Below are 23,331 nucleotides of genomic sequence, written 5' to 3'. Positions count from 1 at the left end.
AACGCCTTCGCCTGCAATCAAGCGACCAGCGAGAGTTGAGCTACCAGCGTCGTATGAGTCGCGTCGGTGTAAATCTCATACGTCTCGATGTTGCCAAGTATCGTATGCACGTAATTCGCTGACGAATCAGTGACGGTGACCGCATCGCCGCCGTTGATCTGCATCGTCAGCATATTGGTGCCACCGGCGATCTGGGCGATCTGGCTGCCGGAAAGACTGGCCGACGCAGTGACGTTGCTCGCGGTGAAGTCGATCGACTGCACGTTCGTGAGCGACGCCAGCAGCTCGGTGTCCGTGATGGTGCCCGAGTTCGCCGACAGGTTGACCGAATTGGTTCCGCCGCCGCCGTCGATCGTGGCGCCCAGCGCCAGCGACGATCCATCGATGATGAAAATGTCGCTGCCGCCGCCGCCGAACAGGTTATCGAGGCCGCCGCCGCCGTTGATGGTGTCGCTGCCGGATGAGCCGGTGATGGTGTTGGCTCCGGACGAGCCGGTCAAGGTGAGACCCGAGGACAGCGCCGAGGCGTCGATGTCCTGGAAGCCGGTGACATTGGTCGAGTCGCCGGAGGTTTGATCGGCATTGGCGAGGTTGACCGTGGTCGCCGTGCCGAGCACGAGCGTATTGCCTCCCGTGCCGCCGTCGATCGACGTCTCGGTGCCGCGATACGTCACGGTATCGTTGCCGCCGCCGCCATTGATCGTGTCGGCGCCGCCGGCGCCGTCGATCGTATCGTTGCCCGATCCGCCGGTCAGCGTATTGGCCGACGACGACCCCGTGATCGAGAGGCCGGAGGAGAGGCCCGACGCGTTGACGTTCTGGAAGTTCGTGACGTTGACCGAATCGCCGGTCGTCTGATCGGCGTTTCCGAGATCGACATCGGTCGCGCTCGCCAGCACCAGTGTGTTGGTTCCACCACCGCCATCAATCGACGTCTCGGCGCCACGATACGTCACGGTGTCGGCTCCGACGCCGGCACTGATGACGTCGGCGCCGCCGCCGCCATCGATCGTATCGTTGCCTGATCCGGTCGCGATGGTGTTGGCGCTCGCCGACCCCGTCACCGTGACCGCCGACGTGATGCCGGCCGCGGCCAGGTTCTCGAAATTCGCGACGCTGAAGCCATCGCCGGTGGTCTGGTCGGCGCCGGCGGAGACCGCGAAGTTGATGGCCGAGATGCCGCCGAGCGACGCCAGCGAAAGCGTGTCGCTTCCGCTGCCCGCGTCGATCGAGGTCTCGGTACCGCGATAGCTGACCGTGTCGTCGCCGCCGCCGGCATTGATGGCGTCCGCGCCACCGCCGCCATCAATGGTGTCGGCGCCGGAACCGCCGGTGATCGTATTGGCCGAGCTGGATCCGGTGAGTGAGAGAGCCGCGGAAAGCGCAGAAGCGTCGACGTTCTGGAAACTGGAAGTCGTCGTCGAATCGCCCGAGGTCTGGTCGACATTCCCGAGATTGACCGTGCCGGCCGCCCTGAGCACCAGCGTATTGGTGCCCGTGCCGCCGTCGATCGACGTCTCGGCGCCGTAATACGAGATGCTGTCGTTACCGCCGCCGCCGGCGATGGTGTCGGCGCCGCCGCCGCCGTCGAGCGTATCGTTGCCCGAGCCGGCGGTGATCGTGTTGCCGGAGGACGTACCCGTGATTGAAATCGCCGCCGACAACGCGCTTGCATCGACATTCTGGAAATTGTTGACCGCGGTCGAATCGCCGGACGTCTGATCGACGTTGGCGAGATTGACGGTCGCCGTCACCGCCATCACCAGCGTGTTGGTGCCGCCGCCACCGTCGATCGAGCTTTCGCTGCCGCGGTAGGTAACGGTATCGCTGCCGAGGCCGGCATTGATGGCGTCCGCGCCGCCGCCGCCGTCGATGATGTCGTTGCCGGAGCCGGTGGTGATGGTATTGGCCGACGACGAGCCAGTTACCGTCAATGCCGAGCCGATTGCCGACGCATCCAGGCTTTCGAAATTGGCGGCGCTGACGCTATCGCCCGTCGTTTGGTCCGCTCCGGCGCTGACGGCAAGGTTGACCGCGGTGATACCGCCGCCCGCCGCCAGAACCAGTGTGTCGGTCCCCGAGCTACCATCGATCGAGGTCTCCGTGCCGCGATAGGTCACGCTGTCGTTGCCGCCGCCGGCATTGATGACGTCAGCCCCGCCGGCGCCGTCGATGGTGTCGCCGCCGGAACCGCCGGTGATCGTATTGGCCGACGACGAGCCCGTGATCGTGACCGCCGAAGAGATTGCCGACGCGTCGACGTTCTGGAAGCCGATGACGTTGGCCGAATCGCCCGAGGTCACGTCGGCATTGCCGAGGTTGACGGTGACGGCGGCGCGCAGCGCCAGCGTATTGGTTCCGGTACCGCCGTCGATAGAGGTCTCCGTGCCGTAATACGACACGGTATCGTTGCCGCCGCCGGCCGTGATCGCGTCGGCGCCGCCGCCCGCGTCGATCGTATCGGCGCCGGTGCCGGTGGTGATCGTGTTGGCCGCCGACGACGCCGTGACCGTCAGCGCCGTGGTCATGATCGATGCGTCGAGGTTCTCGAAATTCGCGACGCTGGCGCTGTCGCCGGCGGTCTGGTCGGAACCGGCGGAAACCGCGAAGTTGACGGACGTGATGCCGCCGGCCGCAGCCAGAACGAGCGTGTCGCTGGCGGCGCCGCCATCGATCGCGCTTTCCGTGCCGCGATAGGTCACGGTGTCGTTGCCGCCACCGGCGTTGATCGTGTCCGCACCGCCCGCGCCGTCGATCGTGTCGTTGCCCGAACCGCCAGTGATCGTGTTGGCCGACGACGAGCCGGTCAGCGTGACGGCCGACGACAATGCCGACGCGTCGATGCTCTGGAAACCGGCAACCGTGGTGGAGTCGCCGGAAGTCTGATCAACATTGGCGAGGTTGACGGTCGCAGCGGCATTCAGCACCAGCGTGTTGGTGCCGGTGCCGCCGTCGATCGACGTCTCGGTGGCGCGGTAGCTCACGCTGTCATTGCCGCCGCCGGCCGCGATGGTGTCGGCGCCGCCGCCGCCGTCGATTGTGTCGTTGCCGGAACCGCCGGTGATGATGTTGTCCGCAGACGAACCGCTGATCGAAAGCGCCGTCCCCAGGCCGGACGCGTTGACGTTCTGGAAGTTGCTGACGGTCGTGGCATCGCCCGCGGTCTGGTCGCCATTGGCAAGATTGACGGTTGCCGCCGCGTTCATCACCAGCGTGTTGGTGCCGGTCCCGCCATCGATCGCCGTTTCCGCGCCGCGGTACGTGACCGTGTCGTTGCCGCCGCCGGCGACGATCGCGTCGGCGCCGCCGCCGCCATCGATGGTGTCGGCGCCCGAACCGGTCGTCATCGTATTCGCCGCGGACGAGCCCGTGACGGTCAGGGCCGAACCGACAAGCGACGCATCGAGACTTTCGAAGTTCACGGCGCTGACGCTGTCCCCGACCGTCTGGTCGGAGCCGGCGGATACGCTGAAATTCACCGCGGTCGTGCCGCCCGCGGCAGCCAGCACCAGCGTGTCGCTGCCTATGCCGCCATCGATAGAGGTTTCGCCGCCACGGTAGGTCACGGTGTCGTTGCCGCCACCGGCAGCGATCGTGTCGGCGCCGCCGGCGCCGTCGATCGTGTCGGCGCCGGATCCACCGGTGATCGTGTTCGTGCCGGACGAGCCGGTCAGCGACGTTGACGACGACAGCGCCGATGCATCGATGTTCTGGAAATTGGTGACGTTCGCGGCGTCACCGGAGGTCTGGTCGGCATTGCCGAGATTGACCGTTCCGGCCGCCCGCATCACCAGCGTGTTGGTTCCGGTGCTGCCGTCGATCGAGGTCTCGTTGCCATAGTAGGAGACGGAGTCATTGCCGCCGCCTGCGCCGATGACGTCGGCGCCGCCGCCGCCGTCGATCGTGTCATTGCCCGAGCCGGTGGTAATCGTGCTCGCTGATGACAGGCCGGTTACGGTGATCGCGCTCGACAGCGCGCCGGCGTTGAGGTTCTCGAAATTGGCGACGCTCGTCGTATCGCCCGTGGTCTGGTCGGCGCCCGAGGAGACGGTGAAATTGACCGCCGTGACGGTCGAACTCGCCGACAGGATCAGCGTGTCGGAACCGGCGCCGCCATCGATCGAGGTTTCGCTGCCATTGTCGGTGACCGTGTCGTTGCCGCCGCCGGCATTGACGACGTCGGCGCCGCCGCTGCCATCGATCGTGTCGTCGCCGGACCCGCCGGTGATCGTGTTGGCCGCGGAAGATCCCGTGATCGACAAGGTCGCTGAAACGGCTGACGCATCGACGTTCTGGAAACCCGCCACGGTCACGGCATCGCCGGTGGTCTGGTCGCCATTGGCGAGATTGACGGTCGTTGCCGCCCGCAGGATCAGCGTATTGGTGCCGGTGCCGCCGTCGATCGACGTTTCGGCCCCGTAATACGAGACCGTGTCGTTACCGCCGCTGGCGACAATGGTGTCGGCGCCGCCGGCGCCATCGATGGTATCGCCGCCCGACCCGCCCGTGATCACGTTGATGCCCGAGGAACCGGTAATCGACACGGCCGAACCGACGGCCGACGCATCGACGTTCTGGAAGTTGGCGATCGTCCCGGCCCCGAACGAGAGCTGGTTCGCATTGGCCAGGTTCAGCACCGCCGACGTCCTGAGGATCAGGGTGTTGGTGCCGCCGGCGCCGTCGACCGTGGTCTCCGAGCCATAATACGACACAGTGTCGTTGCCGGTGCCGGCATTGATGACGTCGGCCCCGCCGCCGCCGTCGATCGTGTCGGCGCCCGAACCTGTCGTGATTGTGTTGGCGGACGACGATCCCGTGACGGTCAGCGCCGTGGCGAAGATTCCGGCGTTGACGTTCTCGAAATTCGCGACCGCTACCGCGTCGCCGGTGGTCTGGTCGGCGCCCGCCGCGACACCGAGATTGATTGCAGTCGTGCTGCCGTTGGCCGAGAACGTCAGCGTATCCGTGGCGCCGCCGCCGTCGATCGACGTTTCGACGCCGCGATAGGTGATGGCGTCGTTTCCGCCACCGCCGTCAATGGTGTCGGCGCCGCCGTTGCCATCGATCGTGTCGTTGCCGGAACCGCCCGTGATCGCGTTGGCGGCGGCGGAACCGGTCAGGGTCACGGCGCCTGCCAACGACGACGCGTTGACGTTGACGAAGTTGTTGACCGTGACGCTGTCGCCGGTCGTCACGTCCGCATTGCCGAGATTGACGTTGGTGACGGCGCGCAGGACGAGCGTGTTGGTGCCAGCGCCGCCGTCGACCGATGCTTCCGCGCCATAATAGGAAATCGAATCGTTCCCGACGCCGCCGGTCAACGTATCGGCGCCACCGCCGCCGTCGATCGAATCGTCGCCCGATCCGCCAGTCAGGATGTTGACGGCCGACGTGCCGCCGATCGAAATACCCGTCGACAGCGCGGAGGCATCCACGTTCTGGAAGTTGGTGACGGTGACGAGATCGCCGACGGTCTGGTCCGCACTCCCAAGGCTGACGGTGGCCGCGGTGGCCATCACCAGCGTGTTGGTGCCCGTGCTGCCGTCGATCGAGCTTTCCGCGCCCCGATAGGTGACGGAATCGTTGCCCGCGCCGCCGTTGATGACGTCGGCGCCGCCGTTGCCGTCGATCGTGTCGTTACCGGTCGAGCCCGTAATGAAGTTGGTGCCCGACGTGCCGGTGATCGAGATACCGGTCGAGATCGCGCTCGCGTTGACGTATTCGAAGTTCGTCGCGGTGACGGTATCGCCGGTGGTCTGGTCGGTGCCCGACGTCAGATTCACCGCGGTGACGCCGCCGGCCGCGGCAAGCACCAGCCAGTCATTGCCGCTGCCAGCGTCGATCGACGTTTCGGTACCACGGAAGGTGATGGTGTCGTCGCCGCCACCCGCGCTGATGACGTCGGCGCCGCCGCCGCCGTCGATCGTATCCACGCCGCTGCCGGTCGTGATGTTGTTGGCCGCCGAAGAGCCCGTCACCGTCAGGCCGGCGCCGACGGCGCTGGAATCGAGATTCTGGAAGTTGAGGACCGAAACGGTGTCGCCGGTGGTGATGTCCGTTCCGGCCGTTGCCGCCAGGTTTACCGCGGAGAGGCCGGAGACGGCCCTGACGATCATCGTGTTGTTGCCGGTGCCGCCATCGATGCTGGTCTCGTTGCCCCAATAGTCGACGGTATCGTTGCCGCCCCCCGCGGCGATGACGTCGGCGCCGCCGCCGGCATTGATCACATCGTTGCCGGTGCCCGTCGTGATCGTATTGGCCGTGGACGATGCCGTCACCGTGACGGCCGTGGTCAGGATACCCGCATTCAGGCTTTCGAAGCCGGTGACGTTGACAGTGTCGCCGGTGGTCTGGTCGGAGCCCGAGGAGAGGTTGACCGCCGTGACGCCGCCCGCGGCGGTCAACACCAGCGTGTCGGTGCCGGTACCGCCGGCGATCGAGGTTTCCGTGCCAAAGAACGAGACGGTGTCGTTGCCGCCGCCTGCGTCGATGACGTCGACGCCGCCGCCGCCGCTGATCGTATCGTTTCCGCTGCCGCTCGTGATGGTATTCGCGCCGGACGAACCCGTGATCGTCTCGGCGGTCGTTATGAACGAGGCGTCGACGTTCTGGAAGTTGGTGACGTTGGCGCTGTCCCCGCTGGTCTGGTCCGCGTTGGCCAGGTTGACGGTGACGTTGTTGAGCAGGATGAGCGTGTTGGTCCCGGTACCGCCGCCGATCGCGGTGGCGCCAGTCCGGAAATAGACGCTATCGTTGCCGCCGCCGGCGTCGATCGTATCGGCACCGCCGGCGCCGTCGATGGCATCCGCGCCAGAACCGCCAGTGATGACGTTCGCCCCGGACGAGCCGATCATGTTCATGCCGGTGGCGATTGCCGAACCATCGACATTCTGGAAGTTGGTAACCGTCGTGAGATCGCCGGTCGTCTGGTCGGTATTGCCGAGATTGATGGTGGCCGCCGCCTGGAGCAGCAGCGTGTTGGTGCCCGTGCCGCCGCTGATCGAGTTTTCGGTGGCGTAGTAGGACACGGTGTCGTTGCCGGCGCCCGCGGAAATGTTGTCGCCGCCGCCGCCGCCGTCGATGGTGTCGTTGCCGGTACCGGTCGTGATGTTGTTGCCGCCGGACGAGCCGGTGACGGTCAGGGCCGTGGTCGCGACCGCCGCATTGATATGTTCGAAATCGGTGACGTTGACGGTGTCGCCCGTGGTCTGGTCGACCCCGGCGGCAACCGAGAAGTTGACCGCCGTGATGCCGCCGAGCACCGCGAGAGTCAGCGTATCGGTGCCCGAACCACCATCGATCGAGGTTTCCGTGCCGCGATAGGTGATGCCGTCGTTGCCGCCGCCGCCATCGATGACGTCGGCGCCGCCATTGCCGTCGATCGAGTCGCCTCCCGAACCGCCGGTGATCACGTTGACACCGGACGAACCCGTGATCAACGCGCCCGAGGAGAGCGCCGAGGCGTCCACGTTCTGGAAATTCGACACGACCGTGATGTCGCCCGAGGTCTGGTCGACCGATGCCAGGTTCACGGTGCCGGTGACCCTCATCACCAGCGTGTTGTTGTCGGCGCCGCCGTCGATCGACGTCTCCGTGCCCCAGTAGGCGACGCCGTCGTTGCCGGCGCCGGCGACGATCGTGTCGCCGCCGCCATTGCCGTCGATCGTGTCGGCGCCCGCACCGGTCGTGATGACGTTGCCAGCTGTCGAGCCGGTCACTATCAGCGCGGTGGCGAGCGCGCTGGCGTCGAGATTTTCAAAGTTCCTGACGAGCGCACCATCGCCCGTGGTCTGGTCGGACCCGGCGGTGACGGAGAAGTCGACGGCGGTCGTCCCGCCGCCGGCAGCCATCACCAGGGTATCGACGCCGCTTCCGGCGTCGATCGAGGTCTCGGCGCCCTGATAGGCGACGACGTCGTCGCCGCCGCCCGCGTTGATCGTATCGGCACCGCCGCCGCCATCCACCGTATCGTTGCCCGCACCACCGCTGAGGATGTTGACGCCCGCCGATCCGGTCAGCGAGACGCCGATGGCAAGCGACGACGCATCCACATTATGGAAGTTTGCGATTGCAGCCGTATCGCCAGTCGTTTGGTCGGCATTGGCCAGATTGACCGTGGTGGCCGCACGCAGGATCAGCGTATTGGTGCCGCCGCCGCCGTCGATCGACGTCTCGGCGCCGTAATAGACGGCCGTGTCGTTGCCGCCGCCCGCGTCGATGATATCGGCGCCGCCGCCGCCATCGATGGTATCCGTACCCGAGCCGGTCAGGATGGTGTTCGCGGCCGCGGAGCCCAGCACGCTCAAGGCGGTCGACAGCGCGCTGGCGTCGATGTTCTCAAAATTCGAGACGGAAACCGTATCGCCGGTGGTCTGGTCGGTTCCCACAGCCACGGCGAAGTTGACCGACGTCGTACCGCCGGAGGTCGTCATCACCAGCGTATCCGACCCGTTACCGCCGTCGATCGACAGCTCCGTGCCGCGATAGGTGACGGTGTCGTTTCCGGCACCGGAGACGATGGTGTCGCCGCCCCCGCCACCATCGACTGTATCGTCGCCCGATCCCCCGGTCAGGGTGTTGGCGGCCGACGAACCCGTTATCGACACGCCACTCGACAGCAGCGAAGCATCGACATTCGCGAAGTTCAGGACGTTAGTGCTATCGGCCGACGACTGATCGGCATTGGCAAGATTGATCGTGGCTGCGGCCCGCAGCAGCAACGTGTTGTTGCCGCCGCCGCCGTCGATCGTGGTTTCGGTGCCGCGGTAGGACACGGTGTCGTCGCCTGCCGCCGCATCGATGACGTCGGCGCCGCCATTGCCGTCGATGGTGTCGCCGCCGGAGCCGCCGGTCAGGACGTTGACGCCGGACGAGCCGGTGATCGAGATCGCGGCCGAGAGGGCCGACGCATCGACATTCTGGAAATTGGTGACGGCGGTGACGTCACCCGTGGTCTGATCGATGTTGCTGAGGTTGACCGCGGTCGCAACCGTCATCACCAGCGTGTTGGTACCAACGCCGCCGTCGATCGAGACCTCCGCGCCGCGATAGGTCACCTGGTCGTCGCCCGCGCCTGCGCCTATGATGTCCGCACCGCCGCCGCCGTCGATGGTGTCGTTGCCCGACCCCGTGGTGATCACATTGGCCGAGGCCGAGCCGGTGACGCTGAGCGCCGTCGAGAGCGCACTCGCGTCAATATTTTCGAAGTTGCTGACCCCGACGACGTCGCCCACCGTCTGGTCGGCGCCCGCCGCGACCGCCAGATTGACCGCCGTCGTACCGCCGTCCACGGCCATGACGAGCGTATCCGACCCCAGCCCGCCGTCGATCGACGCTTCGGTGCCCTGATAGGTCACGGAGTCGTTGCCGCTGCCTGCCGCAATGACGTCGGCGCCGCCGTTACCATCGATCGTGTCGTTGCCGGTGCCGCCGGTCAGGACGTTGACGCCGGACGAGCCCGTGATCGAGACGCCTGTCACCAGTTGGGAGGCGTCGACATTCTGGAAACCCGCGACGGTGACGAGGTCGCCCATCGTCTGGTCGGCGTTGACGAGGTTGACCGTGGTCGCCGCCCGCAGAAGAAGCGTGTTGGTGCCGGCGCCGCCGTCGATCGAGAATTCGGTGCCGCGGTAGGAGACGGTGTCGCTGCCGCCGCCCGCATCGAGGATGTCGGCGCCGCCGCCGCCGTCGACGGTGTCATCGCCGGAGCCGGTGGTGATGACGTTGACGCCCGACGAGCCCTGCACCGTCAACGCCGAAGCCGCGACGGACGCGTTGAGGTTCTCGAAATTCGCAACGGCGACGCTGTCGCCGGTGGTCTGGTCGGCGCCGGCGGCGACCGCGAAGTTCACGGCCGTAATGCCACCGGTGGCAGCCAGCACCAGGGTGTCGACACCGGTGCTACCGTCCACCGACGTTTCGGTTCCCTGGTAAGTCACCTGGTCGTCGCCGCCACTGGCATTGATGACGTCGGCGCCGCCGCTGCCGTCGATCGTGTCGTTGCCAAGGCCGCCGATGATGGTGTTGACGCCGCCCGAGCCCGTGATCGAGACGCCGCCCGCCAGCACGGAGGCATCGACGTTCTGGAAGTTCGTGACGTTGGTCGCGTCGCCGCTGGTCTGGTCACCCGCGGCGAGGTTCACCGTGGCCGCCACCTTCAGCGACAGCGTATTGACCCCGGCGCCGCCATCGATCGACGTCTCGGCGCCACGATAGGCAACGTTGTCGTCGCCGCCGCCGGCGACGACGACGTCGGTGCCGCCGCCGCCGTCGATGGTGTCGTTACCCGATCCGGTCGTGATCGTGTTGGCAAACGCGGATCCCGTGACGACGACCGCCGTCGTCAGGGCGCTGGCGTCGAGGTTCTCGAAATTGGTGACGCTGACGGTGTCGCCGGTGGTCTGGTCGGAGCCGCTGGCAACGGCAAAATTGACGGCGCTGAGGCTGGCGCCGGCGGAGACGATCAGCGTGTCGGTGCCGGTGTTGCCGTCGATCGACACTTCCGAGCCGCGATATTGAACGGTGTCGTCGCCCGCGCCGGCATTGATGACGTCGGCACCGCCGCCGCCATCGATGGTGTCGTTACCGGAACCGGACGTGATGGTGTTGGCCGACGAAGAACCGGTGATGGAGACCGCAGTCGCCAGCGCCGAGGCATCGACGTTCTGGAAATTCGAGACGTTGGTCGAGTCGGCCGTGGTCTGGTCCGCATTGGCCAGGTTGACCGTCGCCCCCGCCCTCATCACCAGCGTGTTGGCGCCGGCGCCGCCATCGACGGACACTTCGGTGCCGTAATAGGAAACAGAGTCGTTGCCACCGCCGCCGCCGATGACATCCGCGCCGCCGATGCCGTCGATGACGTCGTTGCCGGAGCCGCCGGTGATGACGTTGGTGCCGGACGTGCCGCCGATCGTGATCCCCGTCGAGAGCGCCGAGGCTTCGACGTTCTGGAAGTTCGAGACCGTGGCGGTATCGCCGGTGGTCTGGTCGGAGTTGGCCAGGTTGATGGTCGCCGCGGCCCTGAGGATCAGGGTATTGTTGCCCGTGCTGCCGTCGATCGACACCTCGGAATTATAGTAGGACGCTGTATCGTCGCCGGATCCGGTGTTGATGACGTCGGCGCCGCCGCCGCCATCGACGATGTCGTTGCCGGAGCCTGATGTGATCGTGTTGGCCGATGCCGAACCCGTGACCGTCAGCGCCGTCGAAACCACCGAGGCGTCCAGATTCTCGAAATTGCTGACCGCGACCGTATCGCCGGTGGTCTGGTCGACGCCGGCCGCGACGGCGAAATTGACTGCCGTGATGCCGCCCGACGCGGCGAGGGTCAGCGTGTCCGATCCGGTGCCGCCGTCGATGGACGTCTCCGATCCCTGATAGACGACCTGATCGTTGCCACCACCCGCATTGATGACGTCGGCGCCGCCCGCGCCGTCGATCGTATCGGCGCCCGAGCCCCCGGAAATCGTATTCGCGCTCGCCGTGCCTGATATCGAGACGCCGGTCGACAGCAGCGACGCATCCACATTCTGGAAATTGGCGACGGTGGCGGCGTCGCCCGTGGTCTGGTCGGCATTCGCCAGGTTGACGGTCGTGGCCGCCCGCAGCAGCAGCGTGTTGGTGCCCGCGCCGCCGTCGATCGACACTTCGGAATTGTAATAGGAGACGGTATCGTTGCCGGCGCCGGAATCGATGACGTCAGCGCCGCCACCGCCGTCGACGGTGTCGTTGCCGGAACCGGTCGTGATGGTGTTGGCGGCCGAAGAACCCGTGACGGTCAGCGCCGTGGTGGCGACCGACGCGTCGAGATTCTCGAAATTGGAGACGATTGCCGTGTCGCCGCCGGTCTGGTCGGCGCCCGCCGCGACGGTGAAATTCACGGCCGTGACGCCGCCGGTCGCGGCCAGCACCAGCGTATCCGATGCGCTGCCGCCGTCGACCGAGGTTTCGGTCCCGTGATAGATCACGGTATCGGCGCCGCCGCCCGCGGCGATGGTATCTGCGCCACCGGCGCCATCGATGGTGTCGTTGCCGCTGCCGCCCGTCAGAACGTTGGCCGCCGTGGAGCCCGTGATCGTCACGCCTGCCGATATGGCGGAGGCGTCGACATTCAGGAATCCGGTCACCGACGTCGTGTCGCCGGTGGTCTGATCGACATTGCCGAGATTGGCCGTGACCGCGGCGCGCAGGGCCAGCGTATTGGTGCCGGTGCCGCCGTCGATCGCGACTTCAGTGCCATAGTAGGACACCGTATCGTTGCCGCCTCCCGTCGAAATGACGTCGCCGCCGCCGCTGCCATCGACCGTGTCGTTACCGGCGCCGGTGGTCAGCAGGTTAGCCCCGGTCGAACCGGTGACGGTCAGCGCCGTGTTCAGGGCGCTCGCATCGAGGTTCTCGAAATTCGCGACAGCGACGCTGTCGCCGGTGGTCTGGTCGACGCCGGCCGCTACCGCGAAGTTGACCGCCGTGACGGCGGCGCCGGCGCCCACCACCAGCATGTCGTTGCCGACGCCACCATCGATCGACGTCTCGGCGCCGCGATAGGTGATCGTATCGTCGCCGAGACCGCCGGCAATGACGTCTGCGCCACCGCCGCCGTCGATCACGTCGTTGCCCGAACCGCCGGTAATGACGTTGGCGTTCACCGATCCGGTGATCGAAACGGACGAGGACAGGACCGACGCGTCGACGTTCTGGAAGTTGCTGACGATGGTTGCGTCACCGACCGTCTGGTCGACGACGCCGAGATTGACGGTCGCCGCCGTCTTCAGCGCCAGCGTGTTGTTGCCGGCCCCGCCATCGAGCGCGTTCTCCGTGCCGTAGTAGGCGACATTGTCGTTGCCGCTGCCGGCATTGACGATGTCGGCGCCACCGCCGCCATCGATCGTATCGTCGCCGCCGCCGGTCGTAATCGTGTTGCTGAAAACCGAGCCGATGACCGAAAGCGCCGAACTGACCGCGCTGGCGTCGAGATTCTCGAAATTGGTGACGTTGACGGCATCGCCGGTGGTCTGATCGACGTTGGTGGCCACGCCGAAATTGACCGCCGTCGTTCCGCCCGCCGCAGCGAGCACGAGCGTGTCGGCACCTGTCCCGCCGTCGATCGACGTTTCGGTGCCCCGATAGGTCACCGTGTCGTTGCCGTTGCCTGCCGCCACGACATCAGCGCCGCCGCCGCCGTCGATGCTGTCGTTGCCGGTGCCGCCGGTCAGAACGTTGGCGCCCGACGAACCGATGATCGAAATCGCGGAGGAAAGCCCCGATGCATCGACGTTCTGGAAATTGGCGACGCCGGCGGTATCGCCGGTGGTCTGGTCGGCATTGGCGAGGTTGACGTTCGCCGCGGCGCGCATCACCAGCGTGTTGGTGCCGGCTGCGCCGTCGATCGAGACTTCCGAGCCATAATAGGACACGGAATCATCGCCGGAACCGGAATTGATGACGTCGGCACCGCCGGCGCCGTCGATCGTATCGTTGCCCGAGCCTGCCGTGATGATATTGGCGACGGACGATCCCGTGATCGTCACCGAGCCGGACAATCCGGAAGCGTCGACGTTCTGGAAATTCGCCACGCTGGTGGCGTCGCCCGTGGTCTGGTCGACGTTGCCCAGATTGACGGTCGTCACCGCTCTCATCAGTAGCGTGTTGTTGCCGCTGCCGCCGTCCAGGGTATTCTCAGAACCGTAGTAGGAGATGGTGTCGTTGCCGCCGCCCGAATTGATCACGTCGGCGCCGCCGCCGCCGTCGATCGTGTCGTTGCCCGAGCCGGTCGTGATGGTGTTGGCCGACGCCGAACCGGTCACGGTGAGGCCGGCCGTCACCAGGGAGGCGTCGAGATTCTCGAAATTCCGGATGTTGGACGAATCGCCGGCGGTCTGGTCCGCCCCGGCTGCGACTGAGAAATCCACCGCGGTAACCGCCGCGCCGGTGGCGACCACGAGCGTATCCAGGCCGCCGCCGCCGTCGATCGACGCCTCGGCGCCGCGGAACGTCACCGTGTCATTTCCGGCGCCGGCATCGATGATATCGGCACCGCCAACGCCATCGATGGTATCGTTTCCGCTGCCGCCGATGATGGTGTTGGTGCCCGCCGAGCCCGTCAGCGAGATGCCGGACGAAAGCGCCGACGCATCGACGTTCTGAAAGCCGGTGACGGAGACGGCATCGCCGCTGGTCTGATCGATGTTTCCGAGGTTGACCGTCGTCACGGCACGCAGGATCAGCGTGTTAGTTCCGGTGCCGCCGTCGATCGAGACTTCCGAATTGTAGTAGGAAACCGAATCGTTGCCGGCGCCGGCGGTCATGACGTCCGCACCGCCGCCGCCGTCGATCGCGTCATTGCCGTCGCCGGTATGTATCACGTTGGCGCCGGACGATCCCGTGACCGACAGCGCCGTCGCTGTAACCGAGGCGTCCAGATTTTCGAAATTTCTGACGCTGACGGTATCGCCGGCCGTCTGGTCCGCGTTGGCGGCGACCGAAAGGTCTACCGCGGTAATGCCGCCCGCTGCGGCAAGGACGAGGGTATCGTTGCCAGACCCGCCGTCCACGATGCTTTCGGCGCCGTAGAACGATATCGTATCGCTGCCGCCGCCGCCGCTGATGACGTCGGCGCCACCGCCGCCATCGATCGTGTCGGCTCCGGCGCCGCCCAAAATGGTGTTGGCCGCCGCGGACCCGATGATCGTGATGCCTTGCGCCGACAGCAGCACCGAAGCATCGACATTCTCGAAATTCGAGACGGTCACGCTGTCGCCGTAGGTCTGATCGGAGCCCGCGGCGCCGCTCAGATCGACCGTTGTGATGCCGCCGGATGCGGCGAGCACCAGTGTGTCGATGCCGGTGCTGGCGTCGATCGACGCTTCGGTGCCGCGATAGGATATCGTGTCGCTGCCCGCGCCGGCGTTGATGGTGTCGGCGCCACCGCCGCTGTCGATCGTATCGTCGCCCGCCCCCGTGGTGATGACGTTGGCGCTTGCGGCCCCCGTGACGGTCAGGTTCGTCGTGACGGCGCCCGCGTCCAGGTTCTCGAAATTGGTGATGGTGACGCTATCGCCGGTGGTCTGGTCGTTGCCGGCGAGGACGCCGAAATCGACCGCGGTAACGCTGGTGCCCGCCCGGAGGATCAGCGCATCCGATCCGGACCCACCGTCGGCCGACGTCTCGGTGCCGCGGACCGTCACGGTATCGTTGCCGCCGCCGGCATTGATGACGTCGGCGCCACCGCCACCGTCGATCACGTCGGCGCCCGCGCCGCCCGAAATGGTGTTGGCGGCCGAGGAACCCACGACCGAAATCGACTGCGTCGAATTGAGCGAGGTTGCATCGATATTCTGGAATCCGCTGACGGCGGTGAGATCACTCAGCGTTTGATCAGCCACCGAAAGGTCGAGCGTCGCTGACGTGCGCACCACCAGCGTATTGGCGCCGCCGCCACCGTCGATCGAAATTTCCGCGCCCCAGTAGTCGGCCGAGTCGTTGCCGCCGCCTGCATTGATGATGTCGGCCCCGCCGCCACCATGAATGATGTCGTCGCCCGAACCGGTGGCCATCGTATTGCCGAGCGCCGAGCCGGTGACGGTCAGGGCCGTCGCCATGGCGCTGGCGTTCAGGTTCTCGAAATTGGCGACCGCAACGGAATCGCCGGCCGTCTGGTCGACGCCGGCGGCCACTGCAAAATTGACCGCGGTTACAGTCGAGCCGACCGGCAGCAGCAACGTGTCCGAACCCGAGCCGCCGTCGATCGACGTCTCGGCGCCGCGATAGATGACCGTGTCGTCGCCGCCGGCGGCGTTGATCACGTCGGCGCCGCCCCCACCGTCGATCGTGTCGTTTCCGGCGCCGCCGGTGATGGTTTCGGCGGCCGAGGAGCCGGTGATGGTGACGCCCGTGACCAGCGCGGACGCGTCGACGTTCTGGAAGTTCGAGACGTTGGTCGAATCTCCGGTGGTCTGATCGGCATTGGCGAGATTGATGCTGCCGACGGACGTCTTCAGGACCAGTGTGTTGGTGCCGGCGCCGCCATCGATCGAAACCTCGGACCCGTAATAGGAGGCGGAATCATCGCCCGCGCCGGCCGCAATCACGTCCGCACCACCACCGCCGTCGATGGTGTCGTTGCCGGATCCGCCGGTGATGGCGTTCGCAGATGACGAGCCGATCAGCGTGATCGCCGACGACAGCGCGGAGGCATCGACATTCTCGAAATTCAGGACATCGACGGCATCGCCGGACGTCTGGTCGACATTGGCCGGAACGGAAAGATTGACCGAGCTGGTGCCGCCCGACGCGAGCAGCACGATCGTATCGTTGCCGGTGCCGCCGTCGATCGACGTTTCCGAGCCGTGATAACTGAGCGTATCATTGCCACCGCCCGCGGCGATCACGTCCAGGCCGCCGCCGCCATCGATCGTGTCGGCGCCGGCGCCGCCGGTAATCGTGTTGGCGCCCGCCGAGCCTGATATCGAGATGCCCTGGGTCGCGTTCAGGATACTGGCGTCGACATTCTGGAAATCGGTCACATTCACCGAATCGCCGGAGGTCTGGTCCGCGTTGGCCAGGTTGACCGTCACCGCGGCCTTGAGCTGCAGCGTGTTGGTGCCGGTGCCGCCGTCGAGCGAATTTTCCGTGCCGCGATAGGCGACCGTGTCGTCGCCGCCGCCGCCGATGATCAGGTCGGCGCCGCCAGCGCCGTCGATCGTATCGTCGCCAAGGCCGCCGATGATGGTATTGGTCAGCGAATTGCCGATGATGGTGACGCCTTCCGCCGCGCTCAACGCCCCGGCGTCGACGTTCTGGAAGTTCAACACCGTCACGGCATCGCCGACGGTCTGGTCGACATGACCGAGGTTGACGTCGGTCGCGGCCTGCAGAACCAGGTTGTTGACGCCGGTTCCGCCGTCGATGGAGAATTCCGTACCGTGATAGGACACGGTGTCATTTCCGGCGCCGGTGTTGATGACGTCGGCGGCGCCGCCGCCATCGACGATATCGTTGCCCGAGCCGGTCGTGATGGTGTTCACCGCGGCGGAGCCCGTCACGGTCAGCGCCGTCGTCAGCGCCCCACCATCCAGGTTCTCGAAATTCGTGACGCCGGTCGTATCGCCCGATGTCTGATCGTTGCCGGGCGCGACGGAAAAGTCGACATTGGTCACTGCAGAGCCCGCGATCAGGACAAGGGTGTCCGAACCTGCGCCGCCATCCACCGATGCTTCGGTGCCGCGGAAGGTCACCGTGTCGGTGCCTCCGCCGGCCGCGATCACGTCCCCGCCGCCGCCGCCGTCGATCAGGTCGGCGCCCGCGCCTCCGATGATGGTGTTCGTTCCCGAGGACCCGACGGCCAGGATTACCTGCGTCGAGGTCAGCCCCGAGGCATCGATGTTCTGGAAATTGGTGACGGTCGCGAGGTCACCGGCGGACTGGTCGGAAGCCGCGAGGTCGAGCGTGGCCGATGCCCGAACAACCAGGGTATTGGTTCCGCCGCCACCGTCGATCGATACCTCGGAGCCCCAATAGTCGGCGGCGTCGTCGCCCGTGCCGGTATCGATGATGTCCGCACCGCCGCCGCCGTGAACAACATCGTTGCCCGAGCCGGTCGTGATCACGTTGGCTGAAGAGGAACCCGTCACGTTGAGCGCCGTCGTCATGGCGCCGGCATTCAGGTTCTCGAAGTTCACGATGCTGACCGCATCGCCCGTGGTCTGGTCGGTCCCGGCTGCCAGGGCAAAGTTTACCGACGTCACCGCACTGGCCGCAGCCAGCACCAGCGTGTCGGAGCCGGTTGCGCCATCGATAGACGCTTCGGTTCCGCGTGTCATGATCGTATCGTCGCCGCCGCCGCCGCTGATGACATCGGCGCCGCCGGCGCCGTCGATCGTATCGTTGCCGGCGCCGCCGGTAATCGTGTTGGCGACAGCCGATCCGGTGATCGTCGCGCCGGCCGCCAGCGCCGAGGCATCCACGTTGACGAAACCGGCGACGTTGACGGCGTCTCCCACCGTCTGGTCGGCGTTGCCGAGATTGACGGTTGCCGCGTTCTTCAACACCAGCGTGTTGGCTCCCACGCCGCCATCCAGCGCGACTTCGGAACCGTAATACGACACGGTGTCGTTGCCGATCCCCGTCGAGATCGTATCTCCGCCACCGCCGCCGTCGACAATATCGTTGCCCGAGCCCGTGGTGATCGTATTTGCCGACGACGAGCCGGTGACCAGGATGCCGGTCGAGATAATCGATGCATCAACATTCTGGAAATTGGCGACGTTGACCGTATCGCCGATGGTCTGGTCGGCGCCGGATGCGACGCTCAGGTCCACGCGCGTGATGCCGCCGGCATTGTCGATCAAAAGGGTATTGGAGCCGAAGCCGCCATCGACGAGAATTTCGGCGCCGCGGTAGTGAACGTTATCGTCCCCGCTTCCGGCGTTGATGACGTCGGCGCCGCCGCCACCATCGATGACGTCGGCGCCCGCGCCGCCCGTGATGACGTTGGCCTGCGCATCGCCGGTGATCGAAACGCCCTGTGCGGCTGAAAGTGCACTGGCATCGACATTCCGGAAGCCGGAAACATTGACCGCATCGCCGGTGGTCTGGTCCACCGCCGCGAGGTCGACCGTCGTAACCGCCTTGAGCTGCAGGGTATTGGCGCCGGAACCGCCGGCGAGGGTCGCCTCGGTGCCGCGATAGGCGACGACGTCATTGCCGGCGCCGGCATCGATGACGTCGGCGCCGCCGGCACCGTCGATCGTGTCGTCGCCGGCGCCCCCGGTGATGATGTTGGCAACGCCGCTACCGAGAATGTCGATCCCCTGCGCCGAACCGAGCAGGCTGGCGTCGACATTCTGGAAATTCGATACCGTGACGGCATCGCCGACGGTCTGGTCGACATGTCCCAGATCGATATCGGTAGCGGTACGCATCTCCAGCGTATTGACGCCGGTCCCGGCATTGATCGTTGCTTCGGTCCCATAGTAGGTGACCGCGTCGTCGCCCGCGCCGGTGTTGATGGTGTCGGCTCCGCCACCGCCATCGACAATGTCGTTTCCGGCGCCGGTCAATATCGTGTTGGCTACGCTCGAGCCAGTCACCGTGAGGGCGGTCGCCAATGCGCCCGCGTCCAGATTCTCGAAGTTCGTGATGGTGACGGCATCGCCCGACGTCTGGTCGGTGCCGGCCGCCACGGCAAAATTCACTGCTGAAATGGCCGATCCGGCGCTGACGACCAGCGTATCCGATCCGGAACCACCGTCGACCGAAGCTTCGGTGCCATGGATCGTGACAGCGTCCGCGCCTGCCCCGGCGCTGATGACGTCGGCGCCACCGTTGCCGTCGATCGTATCTGAACCGCTGCCACCCGTGATGATGTTGGCCGCCGACGAGCCCAGGATCGAAACGCCCGTCGAGACGGCGCTGGCGTTGACATTGGTGAAATTGGCAACGGCGGTCGAATCGCCCAGGGATTGATCGACTGCCGAGAGGTCGATGTCGGCCGACGCGCGCAGCACCAGCGTATTGCTGTCAGTCCCGCCGTCGATGGAGACCTCGGTGCCCCAATAGTCGACAGCATCATTGCCGGCACCGGCGTCGATGACGTCTCCGCCGCCACCGCCACGGATCGTATCGCTTCCGGAACCGGTTAATATCGTGTTGGCCAGCAACGAGCCGGTAACCGTCAACGCCGTTGTCAGCGCCGTCGCGTCGAGATTCTCGAAGTTGGCGACGTTTGCGATGTCGCCCGCCGTCTGGTCGAGACCAGCGGCTACGGAGAAATTGACCGCCGTAACGGTGCTGGCGTTCGGCAGCACCAGCGTGTCGTTGCCGTCGCCGCCGTCGATGCTGATTTCGCTGCCGTGAACATAGACCAGATCGTTGCCCGTGCCGGCGGCGATCGTATCGGCTCCACCGCCGCCATCGATGATGTCGGCACCCGATCCCCCGGTGATGGTATTGGCAGACGCAGACCCGGTAATGGTCGCTCCGCTTGAAAGGGCAGACGCATCGACGTTATGAAAGTTCGCGACACTGGTCGTGTCGAACGACGTCTGATCGACGTTTCCGAGGTTGACCATGGCTGCGGCGCGCAACACCAGCGTGTTGGTGCCGCTACCGCCGTCGATCGAAACTTCGGTGCCCCAGTACGAGGCGGAATCGTTGCCGGCACCGCCATCGATGACGTCAGCGCCGCCGCCGCCGTTAATCGTATCCGAGCCGCCGCCACCCGTCAGGATGTTGGCGGCGCCCGAACCGATGATCGTGATGTCCTGTCCCGCTCCCAGCCCGCTCGCATCGACATTCAGGAAGCCGGAAAGGGCCGTCGAATCGCCCACGGATTGATCAACACGCGTGAGATTGATGTCGGTGGCGTCGAGCAGTCGAACAGTGTTGGTGCCGGTGCCACCGTCGATGGACGCCTCTGTGCCGCGATAGGCGATGCTGTCGTCCCCGCCGCCGGTCGCGATAGCATCAGCTCCACCGCCGCCGTCGACGGTATCGTTGCCGCTGCCGGTGATGAGTTCGTTGGCCGCCGTCGAGCCGATGACATCGAGCGCCGTGGACAGCGCGCTGCCGTCGAGGTTCTCGAACCGGGTCACGTTGACGGTATCGCCAACCGTCTGGTCGGCACTGGCGGCAACGGAGAAATTGACCTGAGTTACGCCGCCCGAAGCGGCCAGCACGAGCTTATCGACCCCGGCGCCGCCGTCGACCGACGTCTCCGTTCCGCGATAGATGACGGTATCGCTGCCTGCTCCGGCGGTAATGGTGTCGGCGCCGCCGGCGCTGTCGATCGTATCGTCGCCGGCACCGCCCCTGAGAATGTTGGCGGCGGCGGAGCCGGTGATGCTTACGCTCGTGCTCAGCGCGGAGGCGTCGACATTGATGAAGTTGCTGGCGAGGACGCCGTCTGCGGTCGTGACGTCAGCGTTGCCGAGATTGACGGTGGCAGCCGCCTGCAGCAGCAGCGTGTTGTTGCCGCTGCCGCCATCGATGCTGTTTTCCGCTCCGCGATAGGAGATGCTGTCATCCCCGCCGCCACCGTCGATGACGTCGCTGCCGCCGGCGCCGTCGATCGTGTCGTTGCCGGCGCCGCCGGTCAGAATGTTGACGCCGGCCGAGCCGACGATCGAGATCGCCTGGCCGGCGGTCAGCGCGGAGGCGTTGACGTTCTGGAAGTTGCTGACGGCGGTGGTGTCGCCGCTCGTCTGATCGGCTGCACCCAGGTTGACGTTGGCCTGGGCCACCATCACCAGCGTGTTGTTATCGATACCACCATCGATCAGGGCCTCTGAGCCGCGATAGGTCACCGTATCGCTGCCGGCACCGGCGTGAATGATGTCGGCGCCGCCGGCGCCGTCGATCGTGTCGTTGCCGGAACCGCCGGTGATCGCGTTGGCGGCCACCGAGCCGGTAATCGACACGCCGGTCGAGAGCACGGACGCATCGACGTTCTGGAAATTGGCGACATTGGCGGCGTCGCCGGTGGTCTGGTCGGCATTGCCAAGATTGACGGTGACCGCGGCCGCCAGACTGAGCGTATTGGTTCCTGTTCCGCCATCGACCAGCGCTTCGCCGCCGCGGTAGATGATCGTATCGTTTCCGCCGAGCCCCAGCAGCGTATCCGCGCCGCCCGCGCCGTCGAGGATGTCATTGCCGGATCCACCGGTCAGGATGTTTGCGCTGGCGTTGCCTGTCAGCGCGTTGTTACCGGTCGCCGAGCCGGTCAGATTGGTAATTCCGGTCAGTGAGTCGCCGGCGGCCAGTCCTGCCGTCCCGACCCCTGTCATCAGATTGACGGTCACGCCGGTCGAAGAGCCGCTGTAGTCGACGGTATCGATGCCGCCATTTCCAATGAAGGTATCGCCGCCACCGCTGCCGTAGAAAATGTTGTCGCCCGCAGTGCCGGTGAGACCGTCCGCGTGGATGGAGCCTTCGATATTGGTGAAGTTCTGAAGGACGTCTGCCTCGGCATAGCCGCCCTGGCCGGTGCCGGCCGCAAGGTTTACCGTGACCCCTTCATTCGAATATTTGTAGGATACGGTGTTGGTGCCGGTGCCGCCGTCGAGAACGTCGTGGCCGGGCCCCGCATAGATCAGGTCGTCGCCGCCGCCGCCCGAGATGTTGGCGCCGGGCGGCGTGGCGTTCAGGCCAAGGATCGTCGATTTGCCGTCGGCCGAGACCATGTAGACATCGCTGTCGCTGGCGACGTCGCGGATGACGAGAGTCTGGCTGCCTGAATAGAGCCGGGTCGCTCCGCTCGAATCGACGGCGCCAAAAAGAATATTGAGGTTGAAGCTGCCCAGGAAACCGTTGCCGTCAGGCTGCGTCGCCGACGTCGGCAGGACATATCGGAGTTCGACCTGAAGATGGTTTGGATCGGAAGGATCCAGCGTGACGATCCAGTTCGAGCCGCTCTGGACACCATTGTTGATGGCGAAGCCCGCCGGGAGGTTCGTGATCGTCGCGGTCTTCGCCGTGATTCCCGCATCCGGGAACGTCACTTGAACGTCGAGCAGGCGTTCGGTCGTTCCCGACGGCATGCGCGTCGGATTGGCGGCGTAGATGATATCGCTCTGGGCGGTGCCGACCAGCGTCCGCATCTGCTGTTGAACGGCGAACGTCTGGTCGGTCGTTGCCTGGATTTCCGAGGCCGCACCGAGAATTCGCAGGCCGCCCGAGGGCAGGAGCGACGTCTGATCGCCCGATACACCGAACAGCGTGACGTCGAGCTTGGCTGCACTGACGTTGCCATCTCCGGTGCCCGTGCCCGGATCGGTCACGGCCGTCAGCCCGTCAGTCGTGTTACGCGAACCCGGCGGGCCACCCGACGATGCCGGGGGTGCAGCGTCGTCGTTCAGCTTCTTGAAGAAGCGATCAGGCGGCGTTTCCGGCGGCTTGGCGAAATCGGCAACAGCGGCGAGCTTTGCGGTCGGGGCAGCCGGCTGCGGCGGCGCGGCGGGCGCGTCCTCCGCGGGAGGCTCTTTTGCCTCGCTTCGCTCCTTGCCTTGCTCCTGATTTTGCTGCTCGGACTTGGAATTTGAACCCAACAGCGGAGAGTTGACGTCGTTGAGCAGCTTTAGCTCGTCGACGAAAGCCAGCATCTGCTGCGGCGAGACGACCTTGTCGGAGAATATCGCCTCGGTACTTTCAGATCCGACCAGATTGAATGCGTAGCCGGGAAAGATGACCTTGGCGCCGTCGGGAAACAGCAGCACCAGATCCACGTCGAGGACGGCGAACTTCGCTTCGGTCGAAGCAAAGTCGAGCTTGAGCTGAGCCCCCGGCGGCACCTCGACCACACTGATGGAGCCTGGCGCTGGACGGAGAACGGAGGTGACA

The 23,331-nt window shown here is 65.9% G+C and carries 1 protein-coding gene; it reads right to left on the bottom strand.

Translation table 11 applies throughout. The annotated features are described in order from the left end of the window. Nucleotides 1-17: 17 nt before the first annotated feature. The gene (locus QUH67_RS02640) at nucleotides 18-23,291 is read right to left on the bottom strand and encodes a calcium-binding protein (RefSeq protein WP_300945096.1); all 23,274 of its coding nucleotides are present in this window, start codon (nucleotides 23,289-23,291) and stop codon (nucleotides 18-20) included. Nucleotides 23,292-23,331 lie beyond the last annotated feature (40 nt).

Source organism: Bradyrhizobium roseum (assembly GCF_030413175.1).
Lineage (GTDB): Bacteria > Pseudomonadota > Alphaproteobacteria > Rhizobiales > Xanthobacteraceae > Bradyrhizobium > Bradyrhizobium roseum.
Note: the sequence above shows the minus strand (reverse complement) of the source record. Positions and strands in the feature narration are given on the sequence as shown.